The 22,560-nt window shown below is 62.4% G+C and carries 26 protein-coding genes; 10 read left to right on the forward strand and 16 right to left on the reverse strand.

All coding sequences use genetic code 11. The features are described from left to right. Positions 1 to 15: 15 nt before the first annotated feature. Positions 16 to 1,227, reverse strand: coding sequence for an MFS transporter (locus BMZ70_RS10185; RefSeq protein ID WP_092273201.1), 1,212 nt, complete (start codon positions 1,225 to 1,227; stop codon positions 16 to 18). 92 nt (positions 1,228 to 1,319) lie between these two features. Continuing rightward, positions 1,320 to 1,577, reverse strand: coding sequence for a hypothetical protein (locus BMZ70_RS10190; protein WP_092273204.1), 258 nt, complete (start codon positions 1,575 to 1,577; stop codon positions 1,320 to 1,322). 107 nt (positions 1,578 to 1,684) lie between these two features. On the opposite strand from BMZ70_RS10190, the gene BMZ70_RS10195 reads away from it, so the two are divergent. The 5 genes from BMZ70_RS10195 to BMZ70_RS10215 all read left to right on the forward strand — a co-directional run bounded on the left by BMZ70_RS10195 (position 1,685) and on the right by BMZ70_RS10215 (position 4,971). Beyond that, positions 1,685 to 1,909, forward strand: coding sequence for a DUF3820 family protein (locus BMZ70_RS10195; protein WP_092273207.1), 225 nt, complete (start codon positions 1,685 to 1,687; stop codon positions 1,907 to 1,909). Between the two features lie 180 nt (positions 1,910 to 2,089). Then, the gene (locus BMZ70_RS10200; protein ID WP_092273210.1) at positions 2,090 to 2,428 is read left to right on the forward strand and encodes a hypothetical protein; all 339 of its coding nucleotides are present in this window, start codon (positions 2,090 to 2,092) and stop codon (positions 2,426 to 2,428) included. Then, positions 2,425 to 3,558, forward strand: a complete 1,134-nt coding sequence (locus BMZ70_RS10205) for a sensor histidine kinase (protein WP_175500771.1) — start codon at positions 2,425 to 2,427, stop codon at positions 3,556 to 3,558. The genes BMZ70_RS10200 and BMZ70_RS10205 overlap by 4 nt, the downstream gene beginning before the upstream one ends. A gap of 71 nt (positions 3,559 to 3,629) precedes the next feature. Beyond that, positions 3,630 to 4,655 (forward strand): M4 family metallopeptidase, encoded by a 1,026-nt coding sequence (locus BMZ70_RS10210; protein ID WP_092273213.1) that lies wholly within the window; start codon positions 3,630 to 3,632, stop codon positions 4,653 to 4,655. A 10-nt stretch (positions 4,656 to 4,665) separates the two neighbouring features. Then, positions 4,666 to 4,971, forward strand: coding sequence for a protealysin inhibitor emfourin (locus BMZ70_RS10215; protein WP_229205366.1), 306 nt, complete (start codon positions 4,666 to 4,668; stop codon positions 4,969 to 4,971). Here BMZ70_RS10215 and BMZ70_RS10220 read toward each other — a convergent pair. From BMZ70_RS10220 to BMZ70_RS10240, 5 genes are all read right to left on the reverse strand, one after another. Beyond that, positions 4,968 to 5,333 (reverse strand): glutaredoxin, encoded by a 366-nt coding sequence (locus tag BMZ70_RS10220; protein WP_092273216.1) that lies wholly within the window; start codon positions 5,331 to 5,333, stop codon positions 4,968 to 4,970. The two genes, BMZ70_RS10215 and BMZ70_RS10220, sit on opposite strands and share 4 nt — an antisense overlap. 7 nt (positions 5,334 to 5,340) lie before the next feature. Further along, complete coding sequence (locus tag BMZ70_RS10225) at positions 5,341 to 5,928, reverse strand: BPSL1445 family SYLF domain-containing lipoprotein (RefSeq protein WP_092273219.1); 588 nt, start codon at positions 5,926 to 5,928, stop codon at positions 5,341 to 5,343. 154 nt (positions 5,929 to 6,082) lie between these two features. Further along, positions 6,083 to 8,239, reverse strand: coding sequence for a putative bifunctional diguanylate cyclase/phosphodiesterase (locus BMZ70_RS10230; RefSeq protein ID WP_092273222.1), 2,157 nt, complete (start codon positions 8,237 to 8,239; stop codon positions 6,083 to 6,085). After that, the gene (locus BMZ70_RS10235) at positions 8,232 to 9,227 is read right to left on the reverse strand and encodes an EAL and HDOD domain-containing protein (protein ID WP_092273225.1); all 996 of its coding nucleotides are present in this window, start codon (positions 9,225 to 9,227) and stop codon (positions 8,232 to 8,234) included. Before BMZ70_RS10235 ends, BMZ70_RS10230 begins: the two co-directional genes overlap by 8 nt. Before the next feature lie 70 nt (positions 9,228 to 9,297). Further along, positions 9,298 to 10,215 carry a LysR family transcriptional regulator gene (locus BMZ70_RS10240; RefSeq protein ID WP_092273228.1) on the reverse strand — a complete coding sequence of 306 codons (918 nt, stop codon included), beginning with the start codon at positions 10,213 to 10,215 and terminating at the stop codon, positions 9,298 to 9,300. 110 nt (positions 10,216 to 10,325) lie between these two features. Here BMZ70_RS10240 and BMZ70_RS10245 point away from each other — a divergent pair, with 110 nt between their 5' ends. The 4 genes from BMZ70_RS10245 (at position 10,326) to BMZ70_RS10260 (ending at position 14,257) form a co-directional block, all read left to right on the forward strand. After that, the gene (locus BMZ70_RS10245; RefSeq protein WP_092273231.1) at positions 10,326 to 11,027 is read left to right on the forward strand and encodes a pirin family protein; all 702 of its coding nucleotides are present in this window, start codon (positions 10,326 to 10,328) and stop codon (positions 11,025 to 11,027) included. 99 nt (positions 11,028 to 11,126) lie between these two features. After that, positions 11,127 to 11,765 carry a GTP cyclohydrolase II gene (gene ribA, locus BMZ70_RS10250; RefSeq protein ID WP_092273234.1) on the forward strand — a complete coding sequence of 213 codons (639 nt, stop codon included), beginning with the start codon at positions 11,127 to 11,129 and terminating at the stop codon, positions 11,763 to 11,765. 15 nt (positions 11,766 to 11,780) lie between these two features. Further along, complete coding sequence (locus BMZ70_RS10255; protein WP_092273237.1) at positions 11,781 to 13,262, forward strand: S1 family peptidase; 1,482 nt, start codon at positions 11,781 to 11,783, stop codon at positions 13,260 to 13,262. Beyond that, positions 13,259 to 14,257, forward strand: a complete 999-nt coding sequence (locus BMZ70_RS10260) for an FHA domain-containing protein (protein WP_092273240.1) — start codon at positions 13,259 to 13,261, stop codon at positions 14,255 to 14,257. The genes BMZ70_RS10255 and BMZ70_RS10260 overlap by 4 nt, the downstream gene beginning before the upstream one ends. Positions 14,258 to 14,294: 37 nt before the next feature. On the opposite strand, the gene BMZ70_RS10265 is transcribed toward BMZ70_RS10260, so the two are convergent. Next, positions 14,295 to 14,891, reverse strand: coding sequence for a TetR/AcrR family transcriptional regulator (locus BMZ70_RS10265; protein WP_092273243.1), 597 nt, complete (start codon positions 14,889 to 14,891; stop codon positions 14,295 to 14,297). A gap of 100 nt (positions 14,892 to 14,991) precedes the next feature. Here BMZ70_RS10265 and BMZ70_RS10270 point away from each other — a divergent pair, with 100 nt between their 5' ends. Next, on the forward strand, positions 14,992 to 16,236 hold the full coding sequence (locus tag BMZ70_RS10270) for an MFS transporter (RefSeq protein WP_092273246.1): 1,245 nt from the start codon (positions 14,992 to 14,994) through the stop codon (positions 16,234 to 16,236). On the opposite strand, the gene BMZ70_RS10275 is transcribed toward BMZ70_RS10270, so the two are convergent. The 8 genes from BMZ70_RS10275 to BMZ70_RS10310 all read right to left on the reverse strand — a co-directional run bounded on the left by BMZ70_RS10275 (position 16,233) and on the right by BMZ70_RS10310 (position 22,532). Continuing rightward, complete coding sequence (locus BMZ70_RS10275; protein ID WP_229205367.1) at positions 16,233 to 16,538, reverse strand: hypothetical protein; 306 nt, start codon at positions 16,536 to 16,538, stop codon at positions 16,233 to 16,235. The genes BMZ70_RS10270 and BMZ70_RS10275 overlap by 4 nt on opposite strands. A 189-nt stretch (positions 16,539 to 16,727) precedes the next feature. Continuing rightward, complete coding sequence (gene ispF, locus BMZ70_RS10280) at positions 16,728 to 17,216, reverse strand: 2-C-methyl-D-erythritol 2,4-cyclodiphosphate synthase (protein ID WP_092273252.1); 489 nt, start codon at positions 17,214 to 17,216, stop codon at positions 16,728 to 16,730. Between the two features lie 2 nt (positions 17,217 to 17,218). After that, positions 17,219 to 17,926 carry a 2-C-methyl-D-erythritol 4-phosphate cytidylyltransferase gene (ispD, locus tag BMZ70_RS10285; RefSeq protein ID WP_092273256.1) on the reverse strand — a complete coding sequence of 236 codons (708 nt, stop codon included), beginning with the start codon at positions 17,924 to 17,926 and terminating at the stop codon, positions 17,219 to 17,221. 8 nt (positions 17,927 to 17,934) lie between these two features. Beyond that, positions 17,935 to 18,621 carry a hypothetical protein gene (locus BMZ70_RS10290; RefSeq protein WP_092273259.1) on the reverse strand — a complete coding sequence of 229 codons (687 nt, stop codon included), beginning with the start codon at positions 18,619 to 18,621 and terminating at the stop codon, positions 17,935 to 17,937. Further along, positions 18,618 to 19,169: an NUDIX domain-containing protein gene (locus BMZ70_RS10295; RefSeq protein WP_092273262.1), complete on the reverse strand. Its 552-nt coding sequence runs from the start codon at positions 19,167 to 19,169 to the stop codon at positions 18,618 to 18,620. The genes BMZ70_RS10290 and BMZ70_RS10295 overlap by 4 nt, the downstream gene beginning before the upstream one ends. A 33-nt stretch (positions 19,170 to 19,202) precedes the next feature. Continuing rightward, complete coding sequence (locus BMZ70_RS10300; protein ID WP_092273265.1) at positions 19,203 to 19,508, reverse strand: DUF2818 family protein; 306 nt, start codon at positions 19,506 to 19,508, stop codon at positions 19,203 to 19,205. Further along, positions 19,508 to 21,013, reverse strand: coding sequence for an NADH-quinone oxidoreductase subunit NuoN (nuoN, locus tag BMZ70_RS10305; protein ID WP_092273268.1), 1,506 nt, complete (start codon positions 21,011 to 21,013; stop codon positions 19,508 to 19,510). The genes BMZ70_RS10300 and nuoN overlap by 1 nt, the downstream gene beginning before the upstream one ends. Before the next feature lie 19 nt (positions 21,014 to 21,032). Next, positions 21,033 to 22,532 carry an NADH-quinone oxidoreductase subunit M gene (locus BMZ70_RS10310; protein WP_092273271.1) on the reverse strand — a complete coding sequence of 500 codons (1,500 nt, stop codon included), beginning with the start codon at positions 22,530 to 22,532 and terminating at the stop codon, positions 21,033 to 21,035. Between the last annotated feature and the right edge of the window lie 28 nt (positions 22,533 to 22,560).

Consider the following 22,560-nt stretch of genomic DNA (forward strand, 5'->3'; position numbering starts at 1 on the left):
GCCAATATACCTCAATCAGTGCGCCACGGCGTGGATGGACCTGGCGCCGCCAACGCTGGCCGGACAAGGATTCAGGCGATCCAGGCGACCGCTCAGCGCAGTCAGGCCGAAGGCGCCCAACACCACCAGTGCGCCGATCCAGCCGGTGTGCACCAGTCCCAGATGCTCGACGATCAAGCCACCGCCCCACGCGCCACCTGCGATGCCAAGGTTGAACGCAGCGATATTCAGGCCCGACGCCACATCCACGGCGCGCGGCGTGAAGTGCTCCGCCTGCTGCACCACGTACACCTGCAAGCCAGCCACGTTACCAAACGCCACCGCGCCCCATGCCAGTACAGTTGCCAACACCAGCCATTTGTACGGCGCAGTGAAAGTCAGCACCAGCAGTACAGCGGCCAGACCGAGGAAGATGATCTTCAGCGCGCCCACCGGGCCGCGCCGGTCGGCCAGCTTGCCACCCCAGATATTTCCTACCGCGACCGATACACCGTACACCAGCATCACCAGGCCCACCGCATTCACGCTGAAACCGGTGATATCGGTCAGGATCGGCGCCAGGAACGTGAAAGCAGTGAACGAACCGCCGTAGCCCAGCGCCGTGATGGCATACACCAGCAGCAGGCGCGGCTCGCCCAGCACCTTCACCTGCTGCAGCAGCGAGGCAGGCTTGTTGTGGGCGATGGTCGACGGCACAAAGATCGCGCTGCCAACCACGGCCAGCACACCCAGTGCGGACACGGCGAGGAAGGTCTCGCGCCAGCCGAAGTGCTGGCCGATGAACGTCCCGAGCGGTACGCCGGTGACGAGGGCCACGGTCAAGCCCGTGAACATGATGGCGATCGCGCTGGCCGCCTTCTCCTTCGGCACCAGCGAAGTGGCGATCGTCGAGCCGATCGAGAAGAACACGCCGTGTGCCAGACCGGTGAGGATGCGGGCGATCACCAGCGATTCATAGCTGGGCGCCTTCCAGGCCAGCAGGTTGCCGAGCGTGAACAGCACCATCAGCGACACCAGCAGCAGCTTGCGCGGCAGTTTGCCGGTCAGCGCCGTCAGCACCGGCGCACCGACGGCCACACCCATCGCATACAGGCTGACCAGCAGCCCGGCCGAGGGCAAATTCACGCCCAGATCGGCGGCGATAGTCGGCAGCAGGCCGACAATAACAAACTCGGTAGTCCCGATGGCAAACGCGCTGATGGTCAGCGCAAGCAGTGCAATAGGCATGACATAACTCCTGAAAAGTTGATGTCATGCAGTATCGGGCTTCCCGTTAGTGAGAAAAAGACACGAAAATCCAAAACACTCTTGCTTTGAGATCAAATATCAGAGGAAATAATCGCCAGTCGGCCGTTGCCCGACTTGGTGGCCAGCAGGCTGGCGGCAATTTGCTTGATATCCGCTTCGTATTGCTCGAACGCCTTTAGTCCGGACATCTTGGCCGAGCCTCCCAGCATCGCCAGCGCCGTGCCGGAAATGCGGCACTGGCGCCAGGAATCGACGACCCGCAGGTCAAAGTCGATAAAATCGCCGAATGTGCTTTTATTCACATTTCGCACACCATGATCTTGTTCCATGTTAGCTCCACTCAGGTGACTAATTTCTAGAAACAAAGGTTATCATTAAGCATTCTATAGTGGTTTTCAAGCAAAATACTATCAAAATTTCACCTTCATCAATACAAGTGAATTCAGAAAAACTCGCCCAACTGCTCATCCGGGAGATGCCTTACGGGAAGTACAAGGGGCGCAAGATTGCGGATTTGCCAGGGCACTATCTCGGCTGGTTCGCGCGCGCGGGTTTCCCGTCCGGCGAACTTGGCACGCTGCTCGCACTCATGTACGAAATCGACCACAACAACCTGCGCATGCTGCTCGATCCACTCAGGCAGGCGAGCGCGGCAGCTTAGCGCTCAGATAGGAAAGCTTAATTCATCGTCAAATGCAATCGTCTCCGCCCATAAGGGTGCTATATTCAATCTGGTCATAAAAGTGTTGGTCGCCGCTTGCAGCGCGATGGCCAGCCAACCTCTACCGCAGCCTCTTCCATTTGTGATGGCCCACCGGCAGCAGTACCGATCGGAGATGCCATGCTCGATCTCAATACCGCAGAACGCATTCAGCTCAAGTCGAACGGCTCGCTTTGCCACGATGCTGAAGGCAACGAAGCCCTGATCGGACTCACCGCGCGCGAATCGATTTTTGTACTGCGCTATCAAAAGATTTTTGACGACCGACGCTCGTCTGCACACCAGCACGCCTACTTGCAGTTGCGCCAGCGACATGCCCACGCCTGCAACGCAGTCCAGAACCTGCGCGATCAACAGCGATTAATGGATGTCGAGTCGGCACTCGACCTGGCGCTGGCAGACAGCTTTCCGGCCAGCGACCCCACCGCAATATCGATCACCAAAAAGGCCTTCCCATGATGCACGAATTCCTAGCCAATAATCGAGCCGAGCTGGAGCGGCGCTGCCGCGAGAAGGTCGCGCAGCGGCCAGGCAGGTCGGCCTCCTCCGTACAATTGGAAAACGGCGTGCCGATTTTCCTCGACCAGCTGATACGAACGCTGAGGATAGAGCAAACTCCCGATCCGTCCGCCAGCCACGCCATTTCCGGCTCCGCCGGGGGCACATCGGCATTGTCCGAAGTCGGCGCATCCGCCACCCAGCACGGCAAGGACTTACTGGACATGGGCTTCGCCGTCGACGAGGTGGTGCACGATTACGGCGACCTGTGCCAGGCCATCACCGACCTGGCGGTCGAGCGCGATGCGCCGTTCCAGATCCACGAGTTCAGGACCCTGAACCGCTGCCTGGACAATGCAATTGCCGATGCCGTCAACGAATTCAGCTACCAGAAAGAGCTGGTGACGGCCGAAAAACTGGCGCGCGAAAGCAAAGAGCGCGTGGGCATGTTTGCTCACGAACTGAGAAATATTCTGGGTACGGCCGCCCTCGCCTTTTCGGCCGCCAAGGCCGGTAGTCTGAGCCTGTCGGGGGCAACCGGTTCCATCCTTGAACGCAGCCTCGCCGGGCTGGCCCGGATGATAGACGACTCCTTGCTGGATGTCCGCGCCGGCGACCAGCATGCCATCGTGCTGCACTCCTTTTCCCTGTCGCTGTTCGTGGCGGAACTGGCCGCTGCGGCGCATCTGGCGGCAGCGGCGAAAGGCTGCACCCTGGTGGTGGCGCCGGTGGATCCCTTGCTGGCCTTGAGCGGCAACCGCGAACTGCTGCTCTCGGCCGTGGCGAATCTGCTGCAAAACGCCATCAAGTTCACCCAGCCGGGCACCGAGGTCCGGCTGAGCGCCTACGGCGCCGCCAATCGCATCCAGATCGACGTTGCCGATCACTGCGGCGGCCTGCCGCCCAACGCCGAGGCAACGATGTTCTTGCCGTTCGCGCAAAACGGCGCCGACCGCAGCGGGCTCGGCTTGGGGTTGACCATTGCCAAGCAATCGGTCCACGCCTGTCACGGCACGCTGCAGGTGCGCGACGTACCTGGCGTGGGCTGTGTTTTCACCATCAGCCTGCCCAGGCAGCTGGTACCGGACTGAATCCTTAACGTGACATCCCGGCCATGCAATTCCGTGTATAAATACGTTATTGCATTGTTTAGGAGAACGTCATGAATCAGCATGCGCATGGCTGCACGTGTTTTATCATCCCGTCGAAGATGCTGCGCAAGCTGGCCGATGACGCCACCGACGCCCACGAACGCCACTGCCTGCTCGACCAAGCCGAACTCTCCGCCCACCTGCGCGGCCAGCGCTCGGTTGCGCCGATGATGATGGGGCTGGTTGCCGCCACCGGCGAAAAACGCCGCACGGTGTACGACGCCCAGAACAAATCCGCCCTGCCCGGCAAGCTGGTGCGCGGCGAGGACAGCAAGCCGTCCAGCGACAAGACCGTCAATCAAGCCTACGACGGCGCCGGCGCCACCTACGATTTCTTCCGCGAAGTCCTGAAGCGCAATTCCATCGATGGCAAGGGCCTGCGGCTGGACTCCACCGTTCATTACCAGCAAAAGTTCAACAACGCTTTCTGGAACGGCCAGCAAATGGTCTACGGCGATGGCGACGGCAAGCTGTTCCTCAGCTTCACCGGCGCCATCGATGTGATCGCCCACGAGCTGACCCACGGCGTCACCCAATACGCCGTGCCAGGCGGTCTGGTCTACGCCGACCAGAGCGGCGCGCTCAACGAATCGATCTCGGACGTGTTCGGCAGCCTGGTCAAGCAGTGGACGCTCAAGCAAACCGTCGAGCAGGCCGACTGGCTGATCGGCGCCGGCATCATGGCGCCGACGGTTGGCAAGGCGCTGCGCTCGATGGCCGATCCTGGCAACACGAAAATCACCTGGTCGGGCGACGACCAACCGAAAACAATGGCAGGATATGTGGAAGGCGGCGATGTGCACACCAATTCCGGCATCCCCAACCACGCCTTCTACGCAGCCGCCATCGCGCTCAAGGGCAACGCCTGGGACAAGGCCGGGCCGATCTGGTACAAGGCACTGTCGCTGCTGACGCCGAACGCCACCTTTGCCGACATGGCCAAAGCCACCTCGGAATCGGCGGCGCTGCTGTACGGGACTAACTCAGCCGAACAGCACGCCGTGCAAGCGGCGTGGAAAGTGGTCGGCGTGGCATAAAGGAAGCATCATGCGTTTGACGTTGCGATGTAAAGGCGGTTTCACCGGGCCGGCCGGGGCGCAAACGCGCACGGTCGATCTGGCACAGCTGCCGGCCAACCAGGCCAACGAAGTGCAGAAGCTGCTGCAGGCCAGCGATTTCTTCGCGCTACACCCCAAACTGCTCAGCCCAGCGCCCAAGTCGTGGGACTTTCAGTACGATCTGGAAGTGGACGACGGCCAGCAGACGCACTGCGTCCAATACCATCTGAACGAGGCGCCCCCGGCCCTCAAAGCGCTGACCGAAAAACTCAGCGACGAGGTGGCGCCGGATTAAGCCAGCAGACGTTTCAATTCGCCGCTGGCGATCAGCTTCTGCAAATCGGTGGCGCCGCCGATCAGCGTGCCGTTCACAAACACCATCGGGAAGGTCGCCCAGCCGCTCCACAGCTTGAGCGCCAGGCGCGGCCGCCAGCTTGAGAAGTAGTTGCCGTAGCTGAGGTATTGGTAGGCAATGCCTTGCGCGTCCAGCAGCTTGCGCGCCTTGGCGGGGAATGGATTCAAGCCCATGCCGACCACCACCACCTTGTTGGCGGCAATGGCGGCTTCCACTTCGGCGATCAGATCGCGGTGATAATTGCTGATCTGTGCCAACGCGGCAGGATGGATACGGGCTAGCTCCAGGGTTTGACGAGTCATTGTTGCCTTATAAATTGAGTTTGTTTATCTTGGTGCCTTCAAGATTCAGGTTCGCCATCAGGCCGGCATTGGTTAAGACGAATGCCTGTACCGGATTATTGGCTGTGGCGGTGTCGATTTCACCATTGGCGCCAATTTTAATCAAGGCCACCGAACCATCCACCCCGGCGGTCCAGCCTTTGCCATTGCGGAATTTGTCCAGCGCTTCGCGGCTCATGAACAGCAGCACCACCGCCTTCGACTGCGCGCCCGCCTGGAAGCCGACCGACAACGAGGCCACGCTGTAGTAATCGGCCACCACGCCGCCGGTGCGCAGCACGCCCTTGCCGTACTCGCCGCCGACCACCAACCCGGCCGCCACCACGTTCGGGAACACCAGCACGCCGTTGGCCTTGTGTACCAGCTCGCGCGAACCCTTCACTTCCTTGTACAGGCGTTCCAGCGTGTTGTAGGCGCCCTGCTCGATCTCGGTCTTGACGGCGGCGCTGCTCGGCTCGGCCGCGCCGGTGGTGGTGGTGCAGCCGCTCAGCGCGACGCCGCTACAGGCCAGTGCCAGCGTCACCGCCGCCCGCACCAGGAAAGTCCGTTGTTTCATGGCAGTCTCCAAAAGAAAAGGCCGCAGCAGCGGCTGACGTTAAAAGGAAAGCAATGCTCAATCAATTATAAACGCGAGCTGTCCCTCATCCTCGCACTGCTGTGCGCTGCTTCCTCAAATGCCGAACAGCCCAAAGGCGGTGTGACCTAACACCTCAGCGGGTATTGAATGCGAGGCGTTTGCCTTCGCGCAGCATGGCCGCGAACTCGACCGCCGGCACCGGCTGGCTGAACAGATAGCCTTGCAGCTGGTCGCAGCCCAGCTCGCGCAGGAAGGCCATCTGCTCGGCCGTCTCCACGCCCTCCGCCACGATCTCCTGGCGCAGTTGCTGCGCCATCGTGACGATGGCGCGGGCGATCGCACAATCGTTTTCTTCGTAGGGCAAGCCGATCACGAAGGAACGGTCGATCTTCAGGGTGCTGATCGGGAATTTCTTCAGGTAGGCCAGGCTGGAATAGCCGGTGCCGAAGTCGTCCAGCGCCAGCGCCATGCCCATTGCCACCAGCTGGTTCATGATGGCGATCACCTTGTCGGTGCCGCGCACCAGCAGGCTCTCGGTGATTTCCAGGTTGATCTGGTCCGGCTGCACGCGGTGCTTTTCCAGCACCGCCGCTATCCGCTTCGGCAGTTCGTTGTCGAACTGGCGCGCCGACAGGTTGACCGCGATCGGCGGCATCAGCAGGTTGGCGTCGCGCCACTCGCGCACCTGGCGGCAGGCTTCCTCCAGCACCCAGGTGCCGAGGTCGAGGATCAGCCCGGTCTCTTCGGCCACCGGGATGAACACGCCCGGCGACACCAGCCCGCGTACCGGATGGCGCCAGCGCAGCAGCGCTTCGGCGCCGACGATGCGGCCGCTGCGCAAGCTGACCTTGGGCTGGTAGTACAGCTGCAGCTCATTGTTCAGCAAGGCTTGCCGCAGCTCGCTCTCGATGCGCAAATGCTCCTTGGCGCGCTGGTTCATCTCTTCGCTGTAGAACAGGAAGTTCGATTCGATGCTTTGCGCGGCCTTGGCCACGGCGACGTCGGCGCAGCGGATCAGGGTCGGCACGTCGAGCCCGTCCTCGCTGTACGAGGTGATGCCGACGTGCGCGCCCACCTGCAAGCTGTGCGAGGCGATCTCGATCGGCGCGGCCAGCGCCGACAGCAGTTTCTTGGCGACGATGCCGGCGTGCTCGCGCTTTTCCAGGTGCAGCAGCGCGATGGCGAAGCGATGGCCGTCCAGCCGCGCCAGCACGTCGCCCTCGCGCAGCGCGTTGCGGAAGATGCGGCCGATTTCGCACAGCAGTTCATTGCCGATCTCGTGGCCCAGCGTGTCGCTGATCGCGCCGAGGCGGGTAATTTCAACCACCAGCAGCGCGCCCTGCTCGCCGGAGCGCTTGCTTTCAGTCAGCGCCTGCTCCACCAGCTGCGACAACAGGCACAGGTTGGGCAAGCCGGTCAGCGGATCGTAGTTGGCCATGCGCTGCATGCGCGCCTCGGCATCCTTGTGCACGCTGATGTCGGAGAACAGCGAGAATGTGTGGCTGATCTTGCCGTTATGGTCGCGCACCGCGCTGATGGTCACCGATTGCGGGAACATCTCGCCGTTCTTGCGCTTGCCGACGATCTCGCCGCGCCACGGCCCGCCGCCCTGCATGGCCTCGCGCACCTTGGCGCGGAAGTCGGCGTCGTGCACGCCGGAGCGCAGCAGATCGGGCGTCTTGCCGATCGACTCGGCCGGCGTATAGCCGGTGATGCGCGTGAACGAGGAATTGATGGAGACGATGCGTTCGTGCGCATCGGTAATCAGCACGCCCTGCTCGCTGTCCTCGATGATGCGCGCGTGCAGGTTGACCTTGTCCAGGTCCGACAAGACCTGGTTGGCCTCCGACAGCCGCACCAGCATGCCGGCCGGCTCGCCGTCCTCGTGGCGCAGTTCGATATCGAGGTGGACCCAGATGATCTCGCCGTTCTTCTTGCGGCGCCGCACCTCGGTGCGCGCGGCCGCTTCGCCGGGATTGTGGTCGAAGAACAGCTCGGCGATATTGCCGTCATCATCGTCCTCGGCGTACAGGAACAGCACGTGCTGGCCGATCACCTCCTCGGTGGCGTAGCCGAACATCAGCTGGGCGCCGGCGCTCCACGCGGTCACATAGCCAGTCAGGTCAAGTTCCAGCGTGGCGTCCAGCGACGGCGGAATGGCCGGGCGCAGCCCCAGCTGGGCTTCCTTGAGAATGGTATCGAGTTCGGACAGCGTCTGCGCCAGCGCGTCGCCTTGTTCGCTCCGGGCTCGGCGGCTCAGGACAAGACAACGCTCGATGGCATTACGCATGGGGGCTTCCCGCTTTGCCGGCCGCCACGCTTTGCATCCAGACCGTCGCGTCGACGGTGATGCGGTTAAAGGCGGCGACCTCGATTTGCAGCGCCGCCAGGCAGCCGGTCAGCGCATCGAAATCCTCGCGCTCGGCCGATTCGACGACACACAGCAGCTGGCCCAGTTCGCCGTCATGCGACAGCAAGGCTTGCTGCACCGATTCGCTGATGGTCAGCGGCTTCAACACCTCTTCCAGCGGCATGCCGAACAACACGCCCAGCAGCGAGAACATGCCGACCATGAAGGCTTGCTCCTGGTGGTGCTTGTCCTCGCCCAGCGCCTTGGACAGCAGCTCCATCGAACGCGCCCGCACCGCCACGCGCGACAGCAGCATGGCTGAACGCGGATCGCCTTCGCGCGACGAGAACAGCATCAGGTTCAGCCAGCGCCGCAGCTGCGAGCGGCCGAGGATCAGGATGGCTTGCGAAAAACTGGTGACGCGGCGGCCGGTGCCCATGCCCAGCGAATTCACCAGCTTCAGCAAGTGATACGACAGCGTCGGATCCTGCCGCAGCAGCGCTTCGATTTCGTGGGTGTCGGCGTCGGCGGTGACCAGCTGCACCAGTTGCAGCGCCAGCGCGCGCGAGGCCGCTTGCGCCCCCACCGCCTTGGCCGGCGGCGCCAGGAACCAGTCGCCTTCTATCCATTGCACCGCCGGGTCGAGATCCTTGGGCAGCGCGGCGTCGGCGCGCGCCATCTTCTCGGGCAGCAGCGGCTTCCAGCCGGCCTGGCCCAGCGCCTGGTTCAGCTCCTGTGAGGCGCCGGCGCGGTAGTAGCAGGTCATGCTGCCGTTGGCCAGTTCTTCCAGCAGGGGCAGCGGGACGTTAGTCACAGCAGCCACGCCGGCCGGCAAGCGCGCTGCGTCGAACAGCAATGCCGCCGGAATGCCGTTACGGTCGGCAAGCGGATGCAAGAACACAGGCGGCGCGGTGGTCGATACGGTCATGGAATAATTCCAGCGAGAGACAGACGATTATCCTGCTATGGTACTCCGAAACTATTGGCGTTAGTCAATATTATGATGGAAGGTGGCTGATCAAACGCTCGAACAGACCCGGTTGTCGCATGCGGTTCAACCACCAGTTGAGCGCCGCGCCGTTTTCGCCGCTGCGCCAGGCCAGGTAGAAAGTCTCGGCCGGCTTGGGCTCTTCCACCTGCTTCTCCACCAGCAGACCGGCCGCAATGGCGGCGCGTGCGCACGGCTCGGGCAGGAAACCGAAGCCCATGCCGGCCAGCTGGTACTGGTATTTGGTCTTCATGTCGGGCACGGTCAGCGTGTCTTGGCCAAGCAACAAACCCACCGTGCGCGGCGCCATCTGGCGTGCCGAATCCGCCACGCTGATGGCGCGATGGTGTTGCAAATGCGTGCGTCCCAGTTTGTCCTGAACATCCGCCAGTGGATGCGACGGCGCCACCGCAAACACGAAGTTGATCTTGCCGATCGGCTCGGACACATAGCCGCCGCCGGCCGGGCCATCGCCGGCCGCGCCCACCAGCAGGTCGGCGCGGCGGTCAAGCAAGGCCTCCCAGGTACCGGACAGCGCTTCCTGCACGATGCGCAGGCGGGTCTGCCTGGCCACCTCATAGAAGGCCGGCACATCGTCATGGAACAGGCAGGCCGAGAACATCGAATCCATCGCCACCGCCAGCTCGGTCTCCCAGCCGGAAGCCACGCGGCGCACCCGGTGTTCCAGGTCTTGCGCCGCCTTCAACAGATAGCGGCCCTCTTTCAGCAATTCGGCGCCGGCCTTGGTCAGCTCGACACGCGGGCCGTTGCGTTCGAAAACTTGCACGCCAAGGTCGTCCTCCAGCTTGCTGACGGTGTAGGAAATGGTCGAGGGCACGCGGTGCAATTCCTTGCCGGCGGCGGAGAATGAGCCGCGCCGGTCGATGGCGTCCACGATTTGCAGGGCTTCCAGGCTGAGTCTGAGCATTCGAATTTTTCGATAGTAGAGGGGTAATTTTTCCGTTTTTTTATTTCGAAACGGGGGTCTACAATGTGTTCATCGCTTTCAAAATTATCGCACATTAAAGGAGCCCCACCATGTTACAAGTACGTCATTCCGATTCCCGCGGCAAAGCCAACCACGGCTGGCTGGATTCCAAACATAGCTTCTCGTTCGGCCACTACCATGACCCTGAGCACGTCGGCTTCGGCCCGCTGCTGGTCATCAACGAAGATAAGGTCATGGGCGGCCAGGGCTTCGGCACCCACGGTCACCGCGACATGGAAATCATTTCCTACGTGCTCAGCGGCGCGCTGGAACACAAGGACAGCATGGGCACCGGCTCGGTGCTGCACTACGGCGACGTCCAGCGCATGAGCGCCGGCACTGGTGTGCGCCACAGCGAGTTCAACGGCGACCGCACGGAGCAAGTGCACTTCCTGCAAATCTGGATCCAGCCTGACCAGGTCGGCATCCCGCCTAGCTACGAAGAGAAACACTTCACGCCGGAGAGCAAAAAAGGCAAGCTGGCGCTGATCGCGTCGAATGATGGCCGCAACGGCTCGGTGCTGATCCATCAAAACGCCGAGATCTACGCCTCCATCATGGACGAAGGCGACCGCCTGACCCATACGCTGAAAGAGGGCCGCATCTCCTACGTGCACCTGATTCGCGGCGCGGTGACGGTCAACGGCGTGCACCTGAAGCACGGCGATGCGCTGAAAATCACCGACGAAGCACTGGTGACGCTGGAACAAGCCGAAGACGCGGAACTGCTGGTATTTGACTTGCCGAAATAAGTTTCTTCCGTTTTTGGTATCATGAGGGGCGCGCCGGGTCTGTTGGAACAGCCCGGCGCGCCTTTTTTACATTATGACGAACCGAATAAAGAGCAAAACATGTCGCAGTCCCAAGACGAAGTGAATTACGTCACCTCCTGCGCCCTGCCAACCCCGTGGGCCCAGTTCACCCTGCACGCCTTCGTGGAACCGGCCACGGGCAAGGAACACCTGGCGATGGTGCTGGGTGATATCGGCAACGGCGCGCCGGTGCTGGCGCGCGTGCACTCGGAATGCCTGACCGGCGACGTGCTGTTCTCGCAGCGTTGCGACTGCGGCGCCCAGCTCGAAGGCGCGCTGAAGAAGATCGCCGACGAAGGCCGTGGCGTGCTGCTGTACCTGCGCCAGGAAGGCCGCGGCATCGGCCTGGTCAACAAGATCCGCGCCTACCGCCTGCAGGAAGCCGGTGCCGACACGGTGCAAGCCAACGAACAGCTGGGCTTCAAGCCCGACCAGCGCACCTACGGCCTGGTGAAACCGATGCTGGCGCAATTCGGCGTGAAAAGCTTACGCCTGATGACCAATAATCCGCGTAAGATCGATGCCATGACCAAACTGGGCGTTGAGGTAGCCGAGCGGGTACCCCTGCTGGTGAACCGCAATGCTTTTAACCAGTATTACCTGGATACCAAAGCCGCCAAGCTGGGCCACATGATGACGCCGCTGACCCCGGCGCCGGTGGAGGATGGCGCGCTGTAACGTTTTAAGGACTGCATGAAAGTCATCAAGCTTGCCGCACTACTTGCATTGACCTGGGGCTGCGCCGGCATCGCGCCGGCCGCGCCCGAAACAAGCGCCGCAGCGCAGCCCGCCCAGCCGGCGGCACGCGGCGGCGCCCCCGCAGCCGGCCACGGCGCCAAGACGCCTGCCGCGCCAGCCGCGCCCGTCACCACCGCAACCACGCCGGCCGGCGCGCCCGCCGCAACCGCCGACGCCAACCCCGACTCGGCCCCGCTGCCGCCGCCCTCGAGCGCGGCCCAGCATCTGTATGCCTCCGCCAAGAACGACATCCTGCAAGTGCGCTCGCTGCTGAAAAGCGGCCGCACCCAATCCTCGGTCGGCTCCGGCTTCCTGATCGGCACCAGCAACCTGGTGCTCACCAACTACCACGTGGTCTCGCAGTTCGCGCTGGATCCCGACACCTACGTCGGCGAATGGGTCGACACCGGCGGCCAGCGCGGCAACGTCGAACTGCTGGCGGTTGACGTGCTGCATGACCTGGCCGTACTGCGCGTCAACCGCAGCGGCACCGGCTTCTTCAAGATGCCCGAACAGCTGGCGCGCCTGACGCAGGGCCAGTACCTGTACTCGATGGGCAATCCGCTCGACCTCGGCTTTGCGATTTCCGAAGGCGCCTACAACGGCGTGATCGCGCGCAGCTTCTACGACCAGCTGATGTTTACCGGCCCGATCAACTCCGGCATGAGCGGCGGACCAAGCGTGACGGTCGATGGCTCGGTAGCCGGCGTCAACGTCTCCAAGCGCCTCGACGGCGAGCTGGTCAGCTTTCTGGTGCCGGCCCGCTACGCCCAGGACTTGCTGAAGAAAGTCGAAGCCCAGCAGAAAGCCCCGACCGACTTCACCGCCGTGGTGGCGGGCCAGCTGTTGACCCACCAGACCGCGATGGTCAACCAGCTGCTATCGAGTCCGCTGAGCCTGAAGCCGATGGGGCCATATCAAGTGCCGGTGCGCGAGTCCGAGCAGATGCGCTGCTGGGGCCGTTCCAACGTCAAGGCCGACAAACCGTTCACGGTGGACGACGCCAGCTGCGCGATGGAATCGGCGATCTTCGTCAGCGGCTCGCTGCAAACCGGGCAGATCAGCATCCGCCATCAGTTCCTGCGCAGCACCAACCTCGACAAGCTGCGCTTTGCCCAGCTGGCCAGCGCCTCCTTCAAGAACGAGCATTTCGGCAGCAACAAGGACGCACGCCTGACCGGCCCCAACTGCACCGAAGATTTTGTGAAGAACAAAGACTTGCCGCTGCGCGCCGTGCTGTGCGTGCGCGCCTACCGCAAGTTCGCCGGCCTGTACGACTTCGCGCTGCTGACCGCCAGCACCGACCAAGGCTTGATGAGCTTGCAGAGCCGCATCGATGCGCGCGGCGTGTCGTATGAAAACGGCCTGCGCCTGACGCGCGTGTTCCTCGAATCGCTGTCGCTGAACCAGAAGCCGAAGAAAGGAGGCGCGAAATGAAAGCCCCCTACTTCGTCGAAATCCTGGCCCGCAACGGCGACGTGCTGCACCGGCACAAAGTAGCGCAGCTGCCGATCCGCATCGGTCGCAGCTACGACAACGAAATCATCCTCGACGACGCCCACAGCGCGGCCAGCCACGCCGTGGTGGAAATGGACGAGCACAACCAGATCGTGCTGCGCGACCTCGGCAGCAAGAACGGCACCGTCTTCAAAGGCCGGCGCCACGCCAGCGTCACGCTCGATGGCGACACCGTGGTGCGGCTCGGCCACACCCGGCTGCGCGTGCGACCGTACGACTTCCCGGTCGCGCCGGAAATCGCCGACACCACCATGCACGGCTGGGAAGGCGCAACGCCCGCCACCATTGGGCTGGTGCTGATCGCCGTGTTCAGCTGCCTGGAAACCTGGCTGTCCGATGTGGAGCCGTTCGCGCTGATCCGCTATCTGCTGGTGCTGGCGTCCAGCCTGGCGGCGGGCTTGCTGTGGAGCGGCGTGTGGGCGCTGGCCAACCGCCTGTTCGGCAGCCATGCGCGACTGGGACGGCACCTGTTCATTCTGGGCAGCGCGCTGGCGACGGTGGGCTTGTGGCGTGCGGCCAGCTCGGTGCTGGCCTATGCCTGGTCGATCGAATCGCTGACGCGCTACGGCAATCTGGTCACACTGGCGATCGCCTGCGGCATGGTGTTCTTCCACCTGCTCACCATCAAGCCGCACCATCCGCGCCGCTTCCTGATCACGGCGACTGTGATGCTGCTGGCGGGATCGGGATTGATGGTGATGGCCAACCTGCAAAGCACCGGCCGCGCGGCGGATGAGCTCTACATGTCGGTATTGTTGCCGCCGGAAGTGCGGCACAGTGAGGAGCGCAGCGTCGACCAGTTCATGACCAACGCCGGCAAACTAAAGACGGCGCTGGACGCCGCCCGTACTGAATCGGTGAAAAACGGCGTCCCCGAAACCGATGATGATGACGAGGACGGCACCACCGATTAAGCCGGATTAAGCCTGCCTCTTGCGGCTGGCCGCCGGGTCAGGCGGGCCAGCCGCGTAGCACCTGATCGACCACTTCCTGTAATTGCTGGCGCGTGGCGCCGGCGGCGGCCTGCACCGCCATGCCGTTCGAGACCGTCATCACATAGCGCGCCATCTGGCTGGCGCAGAAATCGGGCGGCAGATCGCCCTCCACCTTGGCACGCTCGAAACGTTCACGCAGGCGCACCTCGGCGGCGGCGCGGCGTTCGATCAGCGACTGGCGGATCGGCAGCGCATCGTCGCTGCAAGCCAGCGCACCGTTGATCACCAGGCAGCCGTGCGGCGCTTCTTCCTCGGTTTGGGCGTTGGCGTTACCGCGCAGGAAATGCTCGACCACGGCGCGAGCGGTCTTCAATTCCAGCGCGGCATCGAACAGCGGATCGTGGGTGGCGCCATAGCGCTCCAGCGCCAGACGGAACAAGTTTTCCTTGTTGCCGAAGACTGCATACAGGCTGGGACGGTTCATGCCCATCGCCTCGGTCAGCTCCGGCAGCGAACTGCCCTCGTAGCCCTTCTCCCAGAACACTTTCATGGCCTTTTCCAGCGCGCTGTCTGCATCAAAGGTGCGCGGACGGCCGATTTTTCGCTCTTTCATACCATTCGGTTAAAAATTCATTGACAAAGCATCTCGCAGACGACATTATGAACCGACCAGTAAAAAACTCAAGCATTTTTACCGATCATAGGAATTCGTCATGCAAAATCAAACCACTGCGCTCCGCGAGGACGCCCCTCCCTCATCACCCGCCCCCTCGCCTGCGCCGCACGGCTCGCCGTGGCTGGGCGTACTATCGATCGCCATCGGCGCCTTTGCGCTGGTGACCACCGAGTTCCTGCCGGTCGGCCTGCTGCCTGCGATCGCCGCCGAACTGGGCGTGACCGAGGGCGTGGCCGGCATGCTGGTCACCGTGCCCGGCCTGGTGGCAGCGCTGGCGGCGATATTGGTCACGGTCGGCGTCGGCAAGACCGACCGCCGCTACGTGATCTGGGGACTGACCGCCACGCTGGTGTTATCGAACGCGATTGTCGCGCTGTCGCACTCCTTCCCGCTGATCCTGGTTGGCCGCGCGCTGCTGGGTATCGGCGTCGGTGGCTTCTGGGCCATCGGGCCGGCGCTGAGCACGCGGCTGGTTTCGCCCGAAGCGGCGACGCGCGCCACAGCTGTCGTGTTTGCTGGTGTCTCGGTCGGCACCGTGGCCGGCGTGCCGGCCGGCGCCTTCCTCGGCGAACTGTTCGGCTGGCGCACCGCGTTCGCGGCGGCCGGCGCGGTTGGCCTGCTGGTGCTGCTGACCCAAATGTATCTGCTGCCCAAGCTGCCGCCGGACAAAGCCATCACCTTCCGCCAGCTGCCAGAACTGCTGCGCGTGTCGAAAGCGCGGTTGGGCATTTTGGCGACCGTGCTGGTATTCCTTGGGCAGTTCGCGGCTTACACCTACATCACACCCTTCCTGGTCCAGGTCACGCACCTGAGTGCGACCACCATCAGCAGCCTGCTGCTGGCGTATGGCGCAGCCGGCTTCTTCGGCAACCTGGTTGGCGGTGCGCTGGTTGCGCGCAGCGTGCGCACCTCGCTGATCGTCACCGGCATCACGCTGGGCGTGGCGATCGGCGCGTTGCCGCTGCTGGGTGCGAACGCGTGGACGGCAACCGCGCTGGTGGTGCTATGGGGCGTGGGCTTCGGCATGATGCCGATCTCGGTACAGACCTGGATCTTCCAGGCGGCGCCGCACGCGATGGAAAGCGGTGGCGCGGTGTTCGTCTCCGTCGTGCAGATCGCCCTGGCCAGCGGCGCGCTGGTGGGCGGCATGACGGTCGATCACACCGGTGTGTGGGGTGCGATGGCGCTGGGCGGCGCGTTGGCGCTGGCGATGGCGGCGGTGGTTGCAGCGTTCGCCAAAGATGATGGCCAGCCGCCGGTCAAACTACAGGCCGTGCATTAAAGGCGTACGCGGCGGTAAGCGCCGAGGAACACCTCGGCCTCGCTGTCGGACAGGACCTTGACCTCATCGCCGTGCCAGACATACAGATACTGCGGACCGCCCATGCGGTCCGTTAGTTTGGCGTTGACGAGAAAAATCGTACCGAGCGGATAAACGCTGGTATCGCTCATGCGGCGCGAGCACTGCACCGGCAAGTCCGTCGCATAAGCCTGGCCGGACACCGGATGAATCTCCACCCGGCCATTCCACTCCACCGACTCCACCGCCATTTGCCGGTAAGCATACGCATCACGCACCATCATTACTCCTTAGAAATTCAGGGTCAGCTCTGTCATTTGGACAGCTGCAGACCACAATTGAGGCATATCAAAGCGCTCGCGAATACTCCTGTGCTAAATCGCGTTGAGATATGCACCATAGATTTTGAAAGTACGCATTGATACTTCTCAAACCTTGCACGTGCGTGTCCAAATGACAGAGCTGACCCCGAATTAGGCGGCGATCAGCAACGCGATCGATTCGGCGGCGATGCCTTCTTCGCGGCCGAGGTAGCCCAGCTTTTCGTTGGTCTTGGCTTTGACGTTGACCTGGCTGATGTCCACGCCCAGATCTTCCGCGATGTTGGCACGCATGGCCATGATGTGCGGCGCCATCTTTGGACGCTGGGCGATGATGGTGCAGTCCACGTTGCCGATGCTGTAGCCGGTAGCGACTACGCGCCTGGCCGCCTCCTGCAGCAGCTTGCGCGAATCCGCGCCTTTGAATTCGGGATCGGTGTCCGGGAAGTGTTTGCCGATGTCGCCCAGCGCGGCCGCGCCAAGGATCGAGTCGGTGATGGCGTGCAGCAGCACGTCGGCATCCGAGTGGCCCAGCAGCCCGAGGTGGTGCGGGATGTCGACGCCGCCGATGATCAGTTTGCGGCCCTCCACCAGCGCGTGGCAATCATAGCCCTGGCCGATGCGGAATGGGAGTTTGTTCATGGTTAGTCTTCCTTGTTAGCCAGGTACATCTCGGCGATGCGGATGTCCGCCGGCAGCGTTACTTTTAAATTCCGTGGATGGCCTTCGATCAGGCGCGGTGCGTAGCCCAGCATTTCGACGGCGCTGGCGTCGTCGGTGATGGCGTTGGCGTCCGGCGCGCTGCCCAGCGCGCGCAGCAGCAGCGCGTAGCTGAACATCTGCGGCGTCTGCGCCGACCACAGGCCGTTGCGCGGCACGGTCGCCGCGCTGACGCTGGCGCCTTCCGTTCCCGGCGCGCTGCGCTTCATGGTGTCGACCACGGGCAAGGCCAGCAGGCCACCGGCAGTATCGTCGCCCACGCCGTCAATCAGGCGCGCGATCAGCGACGGCGTCAGACCGGGACGTGCTGCATCGTGCACCATCACCATATCGCCATCCGCCAGTTGGCCGTCCAACGCGCGCAGGCCGTTCAGCACGGAGTCCATGCGGGTGGCGCCGCCGCAGCGCAGGACGGTCACACCATCCAGATCCGGAGGCAGAACGGAGTCGATCACGCCATCTTCCGGACTGACTACAACGTAGGTGTGCGCCACCAGCGGCGAGGCGCGGAATGCATCCACTGCGTGACGCAGCATCGGCTTGCCGCCCACGGTCAAATACTGTTTCGGTCCATTCGCCGCCATGCGCGCGCCGACTCCGGCGGCTGGCAGCAGTGCAAAATATTTCTTCATCGTTCTCTTTATCTGCGGCGTTTCGCGATGATGTCCGCGATCTCGCCATTACATGCCTTGCCCAAACGTGCATATTCTTCCGGCGTGTCGATCTTGGCCTGTTCGGCCCTGCCCTTATCGAATTCGCCCTGGATGAACGGGAACCACGTGCCGTTGATCTCATGCTCCAGCGCAGACATGGCGGTGCCGGACGGCGCATACATCGGCTGCCCGGCGAAGCGCTTGTTCAAGGCATCGGTCACCACTTTCTCCACGCGCGCCAGATTGTCCATGTAGGCTTTCAGGTGACGCTGCTCGTGCTCGAGGATCTCTTTATACGCGCAAGTGCCCGGTGCGAATTCATTGCCAACGTAGATCAGCACCGGCGAGTAATTCAGCGACACGTCCACCTTCGGCGCGATGCATTCGTAGCCGCTGGCCGCATCCTGCAGCACCGCCCCACCCAGCTTGACCTTGTACATGCCCTTGGTCACGGTCAGACCCAAGGTCTCCATGCGGTTGTCCATGCTGCCCGCTTTGACGGTCAGCGCGCGATACGGCAACTGGTTGTTGATGGTGAAGCCGTTCTGCTGCGACGACAATACCGATACGGTCTTGCTGATCGAATCTTCGCAGCGTATCTGGAACGGCGTGCGCTCCGCCGCCTGCGCGCCACCAACGGCGAGCAGGCCAACGAGCGTCAAAGCGAGTTTCATAGCTTCCAGTCGCCCGCGCGCAGTTTGTCGAGCCAGAACACGCCGATAATGGTTTTCACGTCGGTGATTTTGCCGACGCGGACCCATTCCAGCAGTTCGTCGATGGTGGCGGTGAAGGTCTCCAGGAATTCGCCTTCGTCCAGCTTCGAAGGACCAGCTTTCAAGCCGCGCGCCAGGTACAGGTCGAGGTGCTCGTCCGAATACGCAATCGCGTTGTGGATCTTGGTGACGAACTGCCACTCGCCGCCGATGTAGCCGGTTTCTTCTTCCAGCTCGCGCTTGGCCGCGACCAGCGGATCTTCACCCTTGTCGATTTTCCCGGCCGGGAATTCGATGAATACATCGCGCAGCGGATAGCGATACTGGCGCTCCATCAATACCGTGCCGTCATCGAGCAGCGGCAAAATCACCACCGCACCAGGGTGCAGGATGTATTCGCGCGCGGTGCGCTTGCCGTCCGGGAGTTGGATTGTGTCGCGCTGGACTTTGAGGAAATGGCCTTCATAGACCAATTCACCGTCGATATGCGTTTCTTTGAGATTGTCCATCACTGCTCCACATCGTTGAAGAACGATAGTGTATCAGCCGTGCGCCTTGCGCAGGTAGCGGACGATGAAACCGGGGAAACCGAGTACGAGGAAGGTGCAGGCGGAAATCGCGTAGAACTCCCACGTCTGCGGGAAGCGAGCGCCGATGTTGGCTTCAAGGGCGAAACCAACCGCGCCAACGACAAGGTACAGCGCCGTCATTTCCAGCAGCCGGATGGCCAGCGGCTTGCGCTGCCATTTGGCGCCGACCACGGCGAATACCTTGTCGTTGAAGAACGGCAGGTTGGCGGCCGCGATAGCAATCGCGATCACCAGCCAGCCGGCGGTGGAGGTATCCATCAAGTAGCGAGGGTTACCTTGATAGCGTTCAGGCAAGCTGCCAACAGCGGACCAGGCAGCACGCCCAGTGCGACGATGGCCAGGCCGTTCAGGCTCAGGACCAGCTTGACGTCGCCGTAGGCGGCCAGTGGCGCGTTGTCTTCAGGCTCGTCGAACCAGATGTGCTTGATAACGCGCAGGTAGTAGAACGCGCCGATCAGCGAGAACATCACTGCGAACACGGTCAGCCAGATCTGGCCGGTGCCCAGCACCGAGTTCAGCACGGCGAACTTGGCGGCAAAGCCCATCATCGGTGGCACGCCGGCCAGCGAGAACAGCAGGATGGTCATCACAACCGCGAACCAGCCGCTACGCTTGCTCAGGCCCTTGAAGTCGCTGATGTTGTCGGCGTCGAAACCGGCGCGCGACAGCAGCATCAGGGTGCCGAAGGTGCCAACGGTGGTCAGCACGTAGGTGATCACGTAGTACATCGCGCCACTGTAGGCAGCGGCGATACCGGTGCGGTCGGTGGTGCCGGCTACGCCCGACAGCAGGCCCAGCAGCACGAAGCCGATTTGGGCGATGGTCGAGTAAGCCAGCATACGCTTGATGTTGGTCTGCGCGATTGCGGTGATGTTACCGATCGCCAGCGACAGCACTGCCAGCACCAGCAGCATTTGCTGCCAGTCGAATGCCATTGGCAGCAGGCCTTCCACCAGCAGGCGGATGCAGATGGCGAAGGTAGCGATCTTCGGTGCGCCGCCCAGCAGCAGGGTCACGGCGGTTGGCGAACCGTCGTAGACGTCCGGTACCCACATGTGGAATGGCACGGCGCCCAGTTTGAAGGCCAGGCCAGCCACCAGGAACACGATACCGAATACCAGGATGGTCGGTTTGATGGTGCCGGCGGCAACAGCAGCCGAAACGCCACGGATGTCCAGCGTGCCGGTCGCGCCGTACAGCATCGACATGCCATACAGCAGGAAGCCCGACGCCAGCGCGCCCAGGATGAAGTACTTCATCGCCGCTTCGGTCGCACGCACGTTATCGCGGCGCATGGCCACCAGTGCGTACAGCGACAGCGACATCAGTTCCACGCCCAGGTAGATGGACAGGAAGTTCGAGCCCGAGATCATGATCAGCTGGCCCAGCATGGCGAACAGCGCCAGCACGTAGAACTCGCCGCCCAGGTTACCGGACAGCATGCCACGGTCATCGGCGTACTGGCGCGAATACACCAGGGTCATGCCTACGGTCAGGTAGGTGAACAGTTTCAGCAGGTTGGCCATCGGGTCGGCAACGAACATACCGTGGAAGGTGTAGGTCGTCGCGCCCGAAGCGAAGTCGGCGTAGCTGATGCCGGCGCAAACCAGCAAGGTCAGCAGGGACAGCACGTAGGTGATCGACCGCTGCGCCTTGGACAGGAACATGTCGATCAACAGGATGGCGGAAGCGCCGATCAACACCGCGACCTCGGCATACGCCGGGACCAGGTTGATCGCCTCTTGTGGAATAGGTGTAGTCATTTATGTGTTTCCGTTCTACTTAAGGCAGCTTGCTGTGTGCAACGTGCGCCAGCAGGTCAGCGACTGCGGTTTGCATCGTGTCGGTGAATGGCGCTGGATACAGACCCATGTACAGCGTAGCGACCGCCAGGATGCCCAGCATGAAGAACTCGCGACCGTTCAGGTCGACCAGCTCAGCCACGTGGTGGTTGGCCACTTTGCCGAAGATGACGCGCTTGGCCATCCACAGCGAGTACGCTGCACCGAAGATCAGTGCCGTTGCTGCCAGCAGGCCGATCCAGAAGTTGTACTGGGTGGCGCCCAGGATCACCATGAACTCGCCAACGAAACCGGAGGTCGCTGGCAGGCCGCAGTTGGCCATCGAGAACAGGATGAAGAAGGCGGCAAACTTAGGCATCTTGTTGACCACACCACCGTAGTCGGCGATCTGGCGCGAGTGCGCCTGGTCGTACAGCACGCCGATGCACAGGAACATCGCGCCCGACACGAAGCCGTGCGAAATCATTTGCATGATGGCGCCCTGCACTGCCATGTTGTTGAACACGAAGAAGCCGAGGGTCACGAAGCCCATGTGCGCGATCGACGAATAGGCGACCAGCTTTTTCATGTCTTTCTGTACCAGTGCCACCAGGCCGACGTAGATCACGGCGATCAGCGACAGGGTAATCACGAAGCCCGACAGGTAGTGCGAAGCGTCCGGGGTGATCGGCAGCGAGAAACGGATGAACCCGTACGCGCCCAGTTTCAGCATGATCGCGGCCAGCACGGCGGAACCGCCGGTCGGCGCTTCCACGTGGACGTCCGGCAGCCAGGTGTGGACCGGGAACATCGGCACTTTCACGGCAAACGCCATGAAGAAGGCCAGGAAGATGAAGATCTGCTCTTTCATCGTCAGCGGCGTTTTGTGCCAGTGCAGGATGTCCCAGCTACCGGTCACGTTGTACAGGTAGACGATGGCAACCAGCGTCAGCAGCGAGCCGAAGAAGGTGTACAGGAAGAACTTGAACGACGCATACACGCGGTTCTCGCCGCCCCAGATACCGATGATGATGTACATCGGGATCAGGGTCGCTTCGAAGAAGAAGTAGAACAGCAGGCCGTCGGTCGCGGTGAACACGCCGATCATGATGCCCGACAGGATCAGGAACGCGCCCATGTACTGGGCGACGCGCTTCTGGATCACTTCCCAGGCCGAGATCACCACGATGATGGTGATGAAGGCGGTCAGCGGCACGAACCACAGCGACAGGCCGTCGATACCCAGCGAGTACCAGATATTGAAGCGCTCGATCCACGGCGCTTTCTCGACGAACTGCATGCCGTGGGCGGCATTGTCAAAGTTGGTGATCAGCGGGATCGTCGCGCCGAAGCTGACGATCGAGCCGATCAGGGTCAGCACGCGGGTGAAGCCCGCGTTGCTGTCACGACCTACTGCAAGGACGATCAGGCCGAAGATAATCGGGAGCCAGATCGCCAGGCTCAGGTACGGAGGTAGAGTAGATATGGTGGACTGCATCATGGTTATCGTTATCTCTTTGCGTATCAGC

Origin of the sequence: Duganella sp. CF402, from assembly GCF_900109645.1 — a bacterium.
Classification (GTDB): Bacteria; Pseudomonadota; Gammaproteobacteria; order Burkholderiales; family Burkholderiaceae_D; genus Rugamonas.

Coding starts and splice junctions, on each gene's coding strand:
- BMZ70_RS10185 (WP_092273201.1), bottom strand. CDS start 1,227: ATGCCTATTGCACTGCTTGCGCTGACCATCAGCGCGTTTGCCATCGGG.
- BMZ70_RS10190 (WP_092273204.1), bottom strand. CDS start 1,577: ATGGAACAAGATCATGGTGTGCGAAATGTGAATAAAAGCACATTCGGC.
- BMZ70_RS10200 (WP_092273210.1), top strand. CDS start 2,090: ATGCTCGATCTCAATACCGCAGAACGCATTCAGCTCAAGTCGAACGGC.
- BMZ70_RS10205 (WP_175500771.1), top strand. CDS start 2,425: ATGATGCACGAATTCCTAGCCAATAATCGAGCCGAGCTGGAGCGGCGC.
- BMZ70_RS10210 (WP_092273213.1), top strand. CDS start 3,630: ATGAATCAGCATGCGCATGGCTGCACGTGTTTTATCATCCCGTCGAAG.
- BMZ70_RS10215 (WP_229205366.1), top strand. CDS start 4,666: ATGCGTTTGACGTTGCGATGTAAAGGCGGTTTCACCGGGCCGGCCGGG.
- BMZ70_RS10220 (WP_092273216.1), bottom strand. CDS start 5,333: ATGACTCGTCAAACCCTGGAGCTAGCCCGTATCCATCCTGCCGCGTTG.
- BMZ70_RS10225 (WP_092273219.1), bottom strand. CDS start 5,928: ATGAAACAACGGACTTTCCTGGTGCGGGCGGCGGTGACGCTGGCACTG.
- BMZ70_RS10230 (WP_092273222.1), bottom strand. CDS start 8,239: ATGCGTAATGCCATCGAGCGTTGTCTTGTCCTGAGCCGCCGAGCCCGG.
- BMZ70_RS10235 (WP_092273225.1), bottom strand. CDS start 9,227: ATGACCGTATCGACCACCGCGCCGCCTGTGTTCTTGCATCCGCTTGCC.
- BMZ70_RS10240 (WP_092273228.1), bottom strand. CDS start 10,215: ATGCTCAGACTCAGCCTGGAAGCCCTGCAAATCGTGGACGCCATCGAC.
- BMZ70_RS10245 (WP_092273231.1), top strand. CDS start 10,326: ATGTTACAAGTACGTCATTCCGATTCCCGCGGCAAAGCCAACCACGGC.
- ribA (WP_092273234.1), top strand. CDS start 11,127: ATGTCGCAGTCCCAAGACGAAGTGAATTACGTCACCTCCTGCGCCCTG.
- BMZ70_RS10255 (WP_092273237.1), top strand. CDS start 11,781: ATGAAAGTCATCAAGCTTGCCGCACTACTTGCATTGACCTGGGGCTGC.
- BMZ70_RS10260 (WP_092273240.1), top strand. CDS start 13,259: ATGAAAGCCCCCTACTTCGTCGAAATCCTGGCCCGCAACGGCGACGTG.
- BMZ70_RS10265 (WP_092273243.1), bottom strand. CDS start 14,891: ATGAAAGAGCGAAAAATCGGCCGTCCGCGCACCTTTGATGCAGACAGC.
- BMZ70_RS10270 (WP_092273246.1), top strand. CDS start 14,992: ATGCAAAATCAAACCACTGCGCTCCGCGAGGACGCCCCTCCCTCATCA.
- BMZ70_RS10275 (WP_229205367.1), bottom strand. CDS start 16,538: ATGATGGTGCGTGATGCGTATGCTTACCGGCAAATGGCGGTGGAGTCG.
- ispF (WP_092273252.1), bottom strand. CDS start 17,216: ATGAACAAACTCCCATTCCGCATCGGCCAGGGCTATGATTGCCACGCG.
- ispD (WP_092273256.1), bottom strand. CDS start 17,926: ATGAAGAAATATTTTGCACTGCTGCCAGCCGCCGGAGTCGGCGCGCGC.
- BMZ70_RS10290 (WP_092273259.1), bottom strand. CDS start 18,621: ATGAAACTCGCTTTGACGCTCGTTGGCCTGCTCGCCGTTGGTGGCGCG.
- BMZ70_RS10295 (WP_092273262.1), bottom strand. CDS start 19,169: ATGGACAATCTCAAAGAAACGCATATCGACGGTGAATTGGTCTATGAA.
- BMZ70_RS10300 (WP_092273265.1), bottom strand. CDS start 19,508: ATGGATACCTCCACCGCCGGCTGGCTGGTGATCGCGATTGCTATCGCG.
- nuoN (WP_092273268.1), bottom strand. CDS start 21,013: ATGACTACACCTATTCCACAAGAGGCGATCAACCTGGTCCCGGCGTAT.
- BMZ70_RS10310 (WP_092273271.1), bottom strand. CDS start 22,532: ATGATGCAGTCCACCATATCTACTCTACCTCCGTACCTGAGCCTGGCG.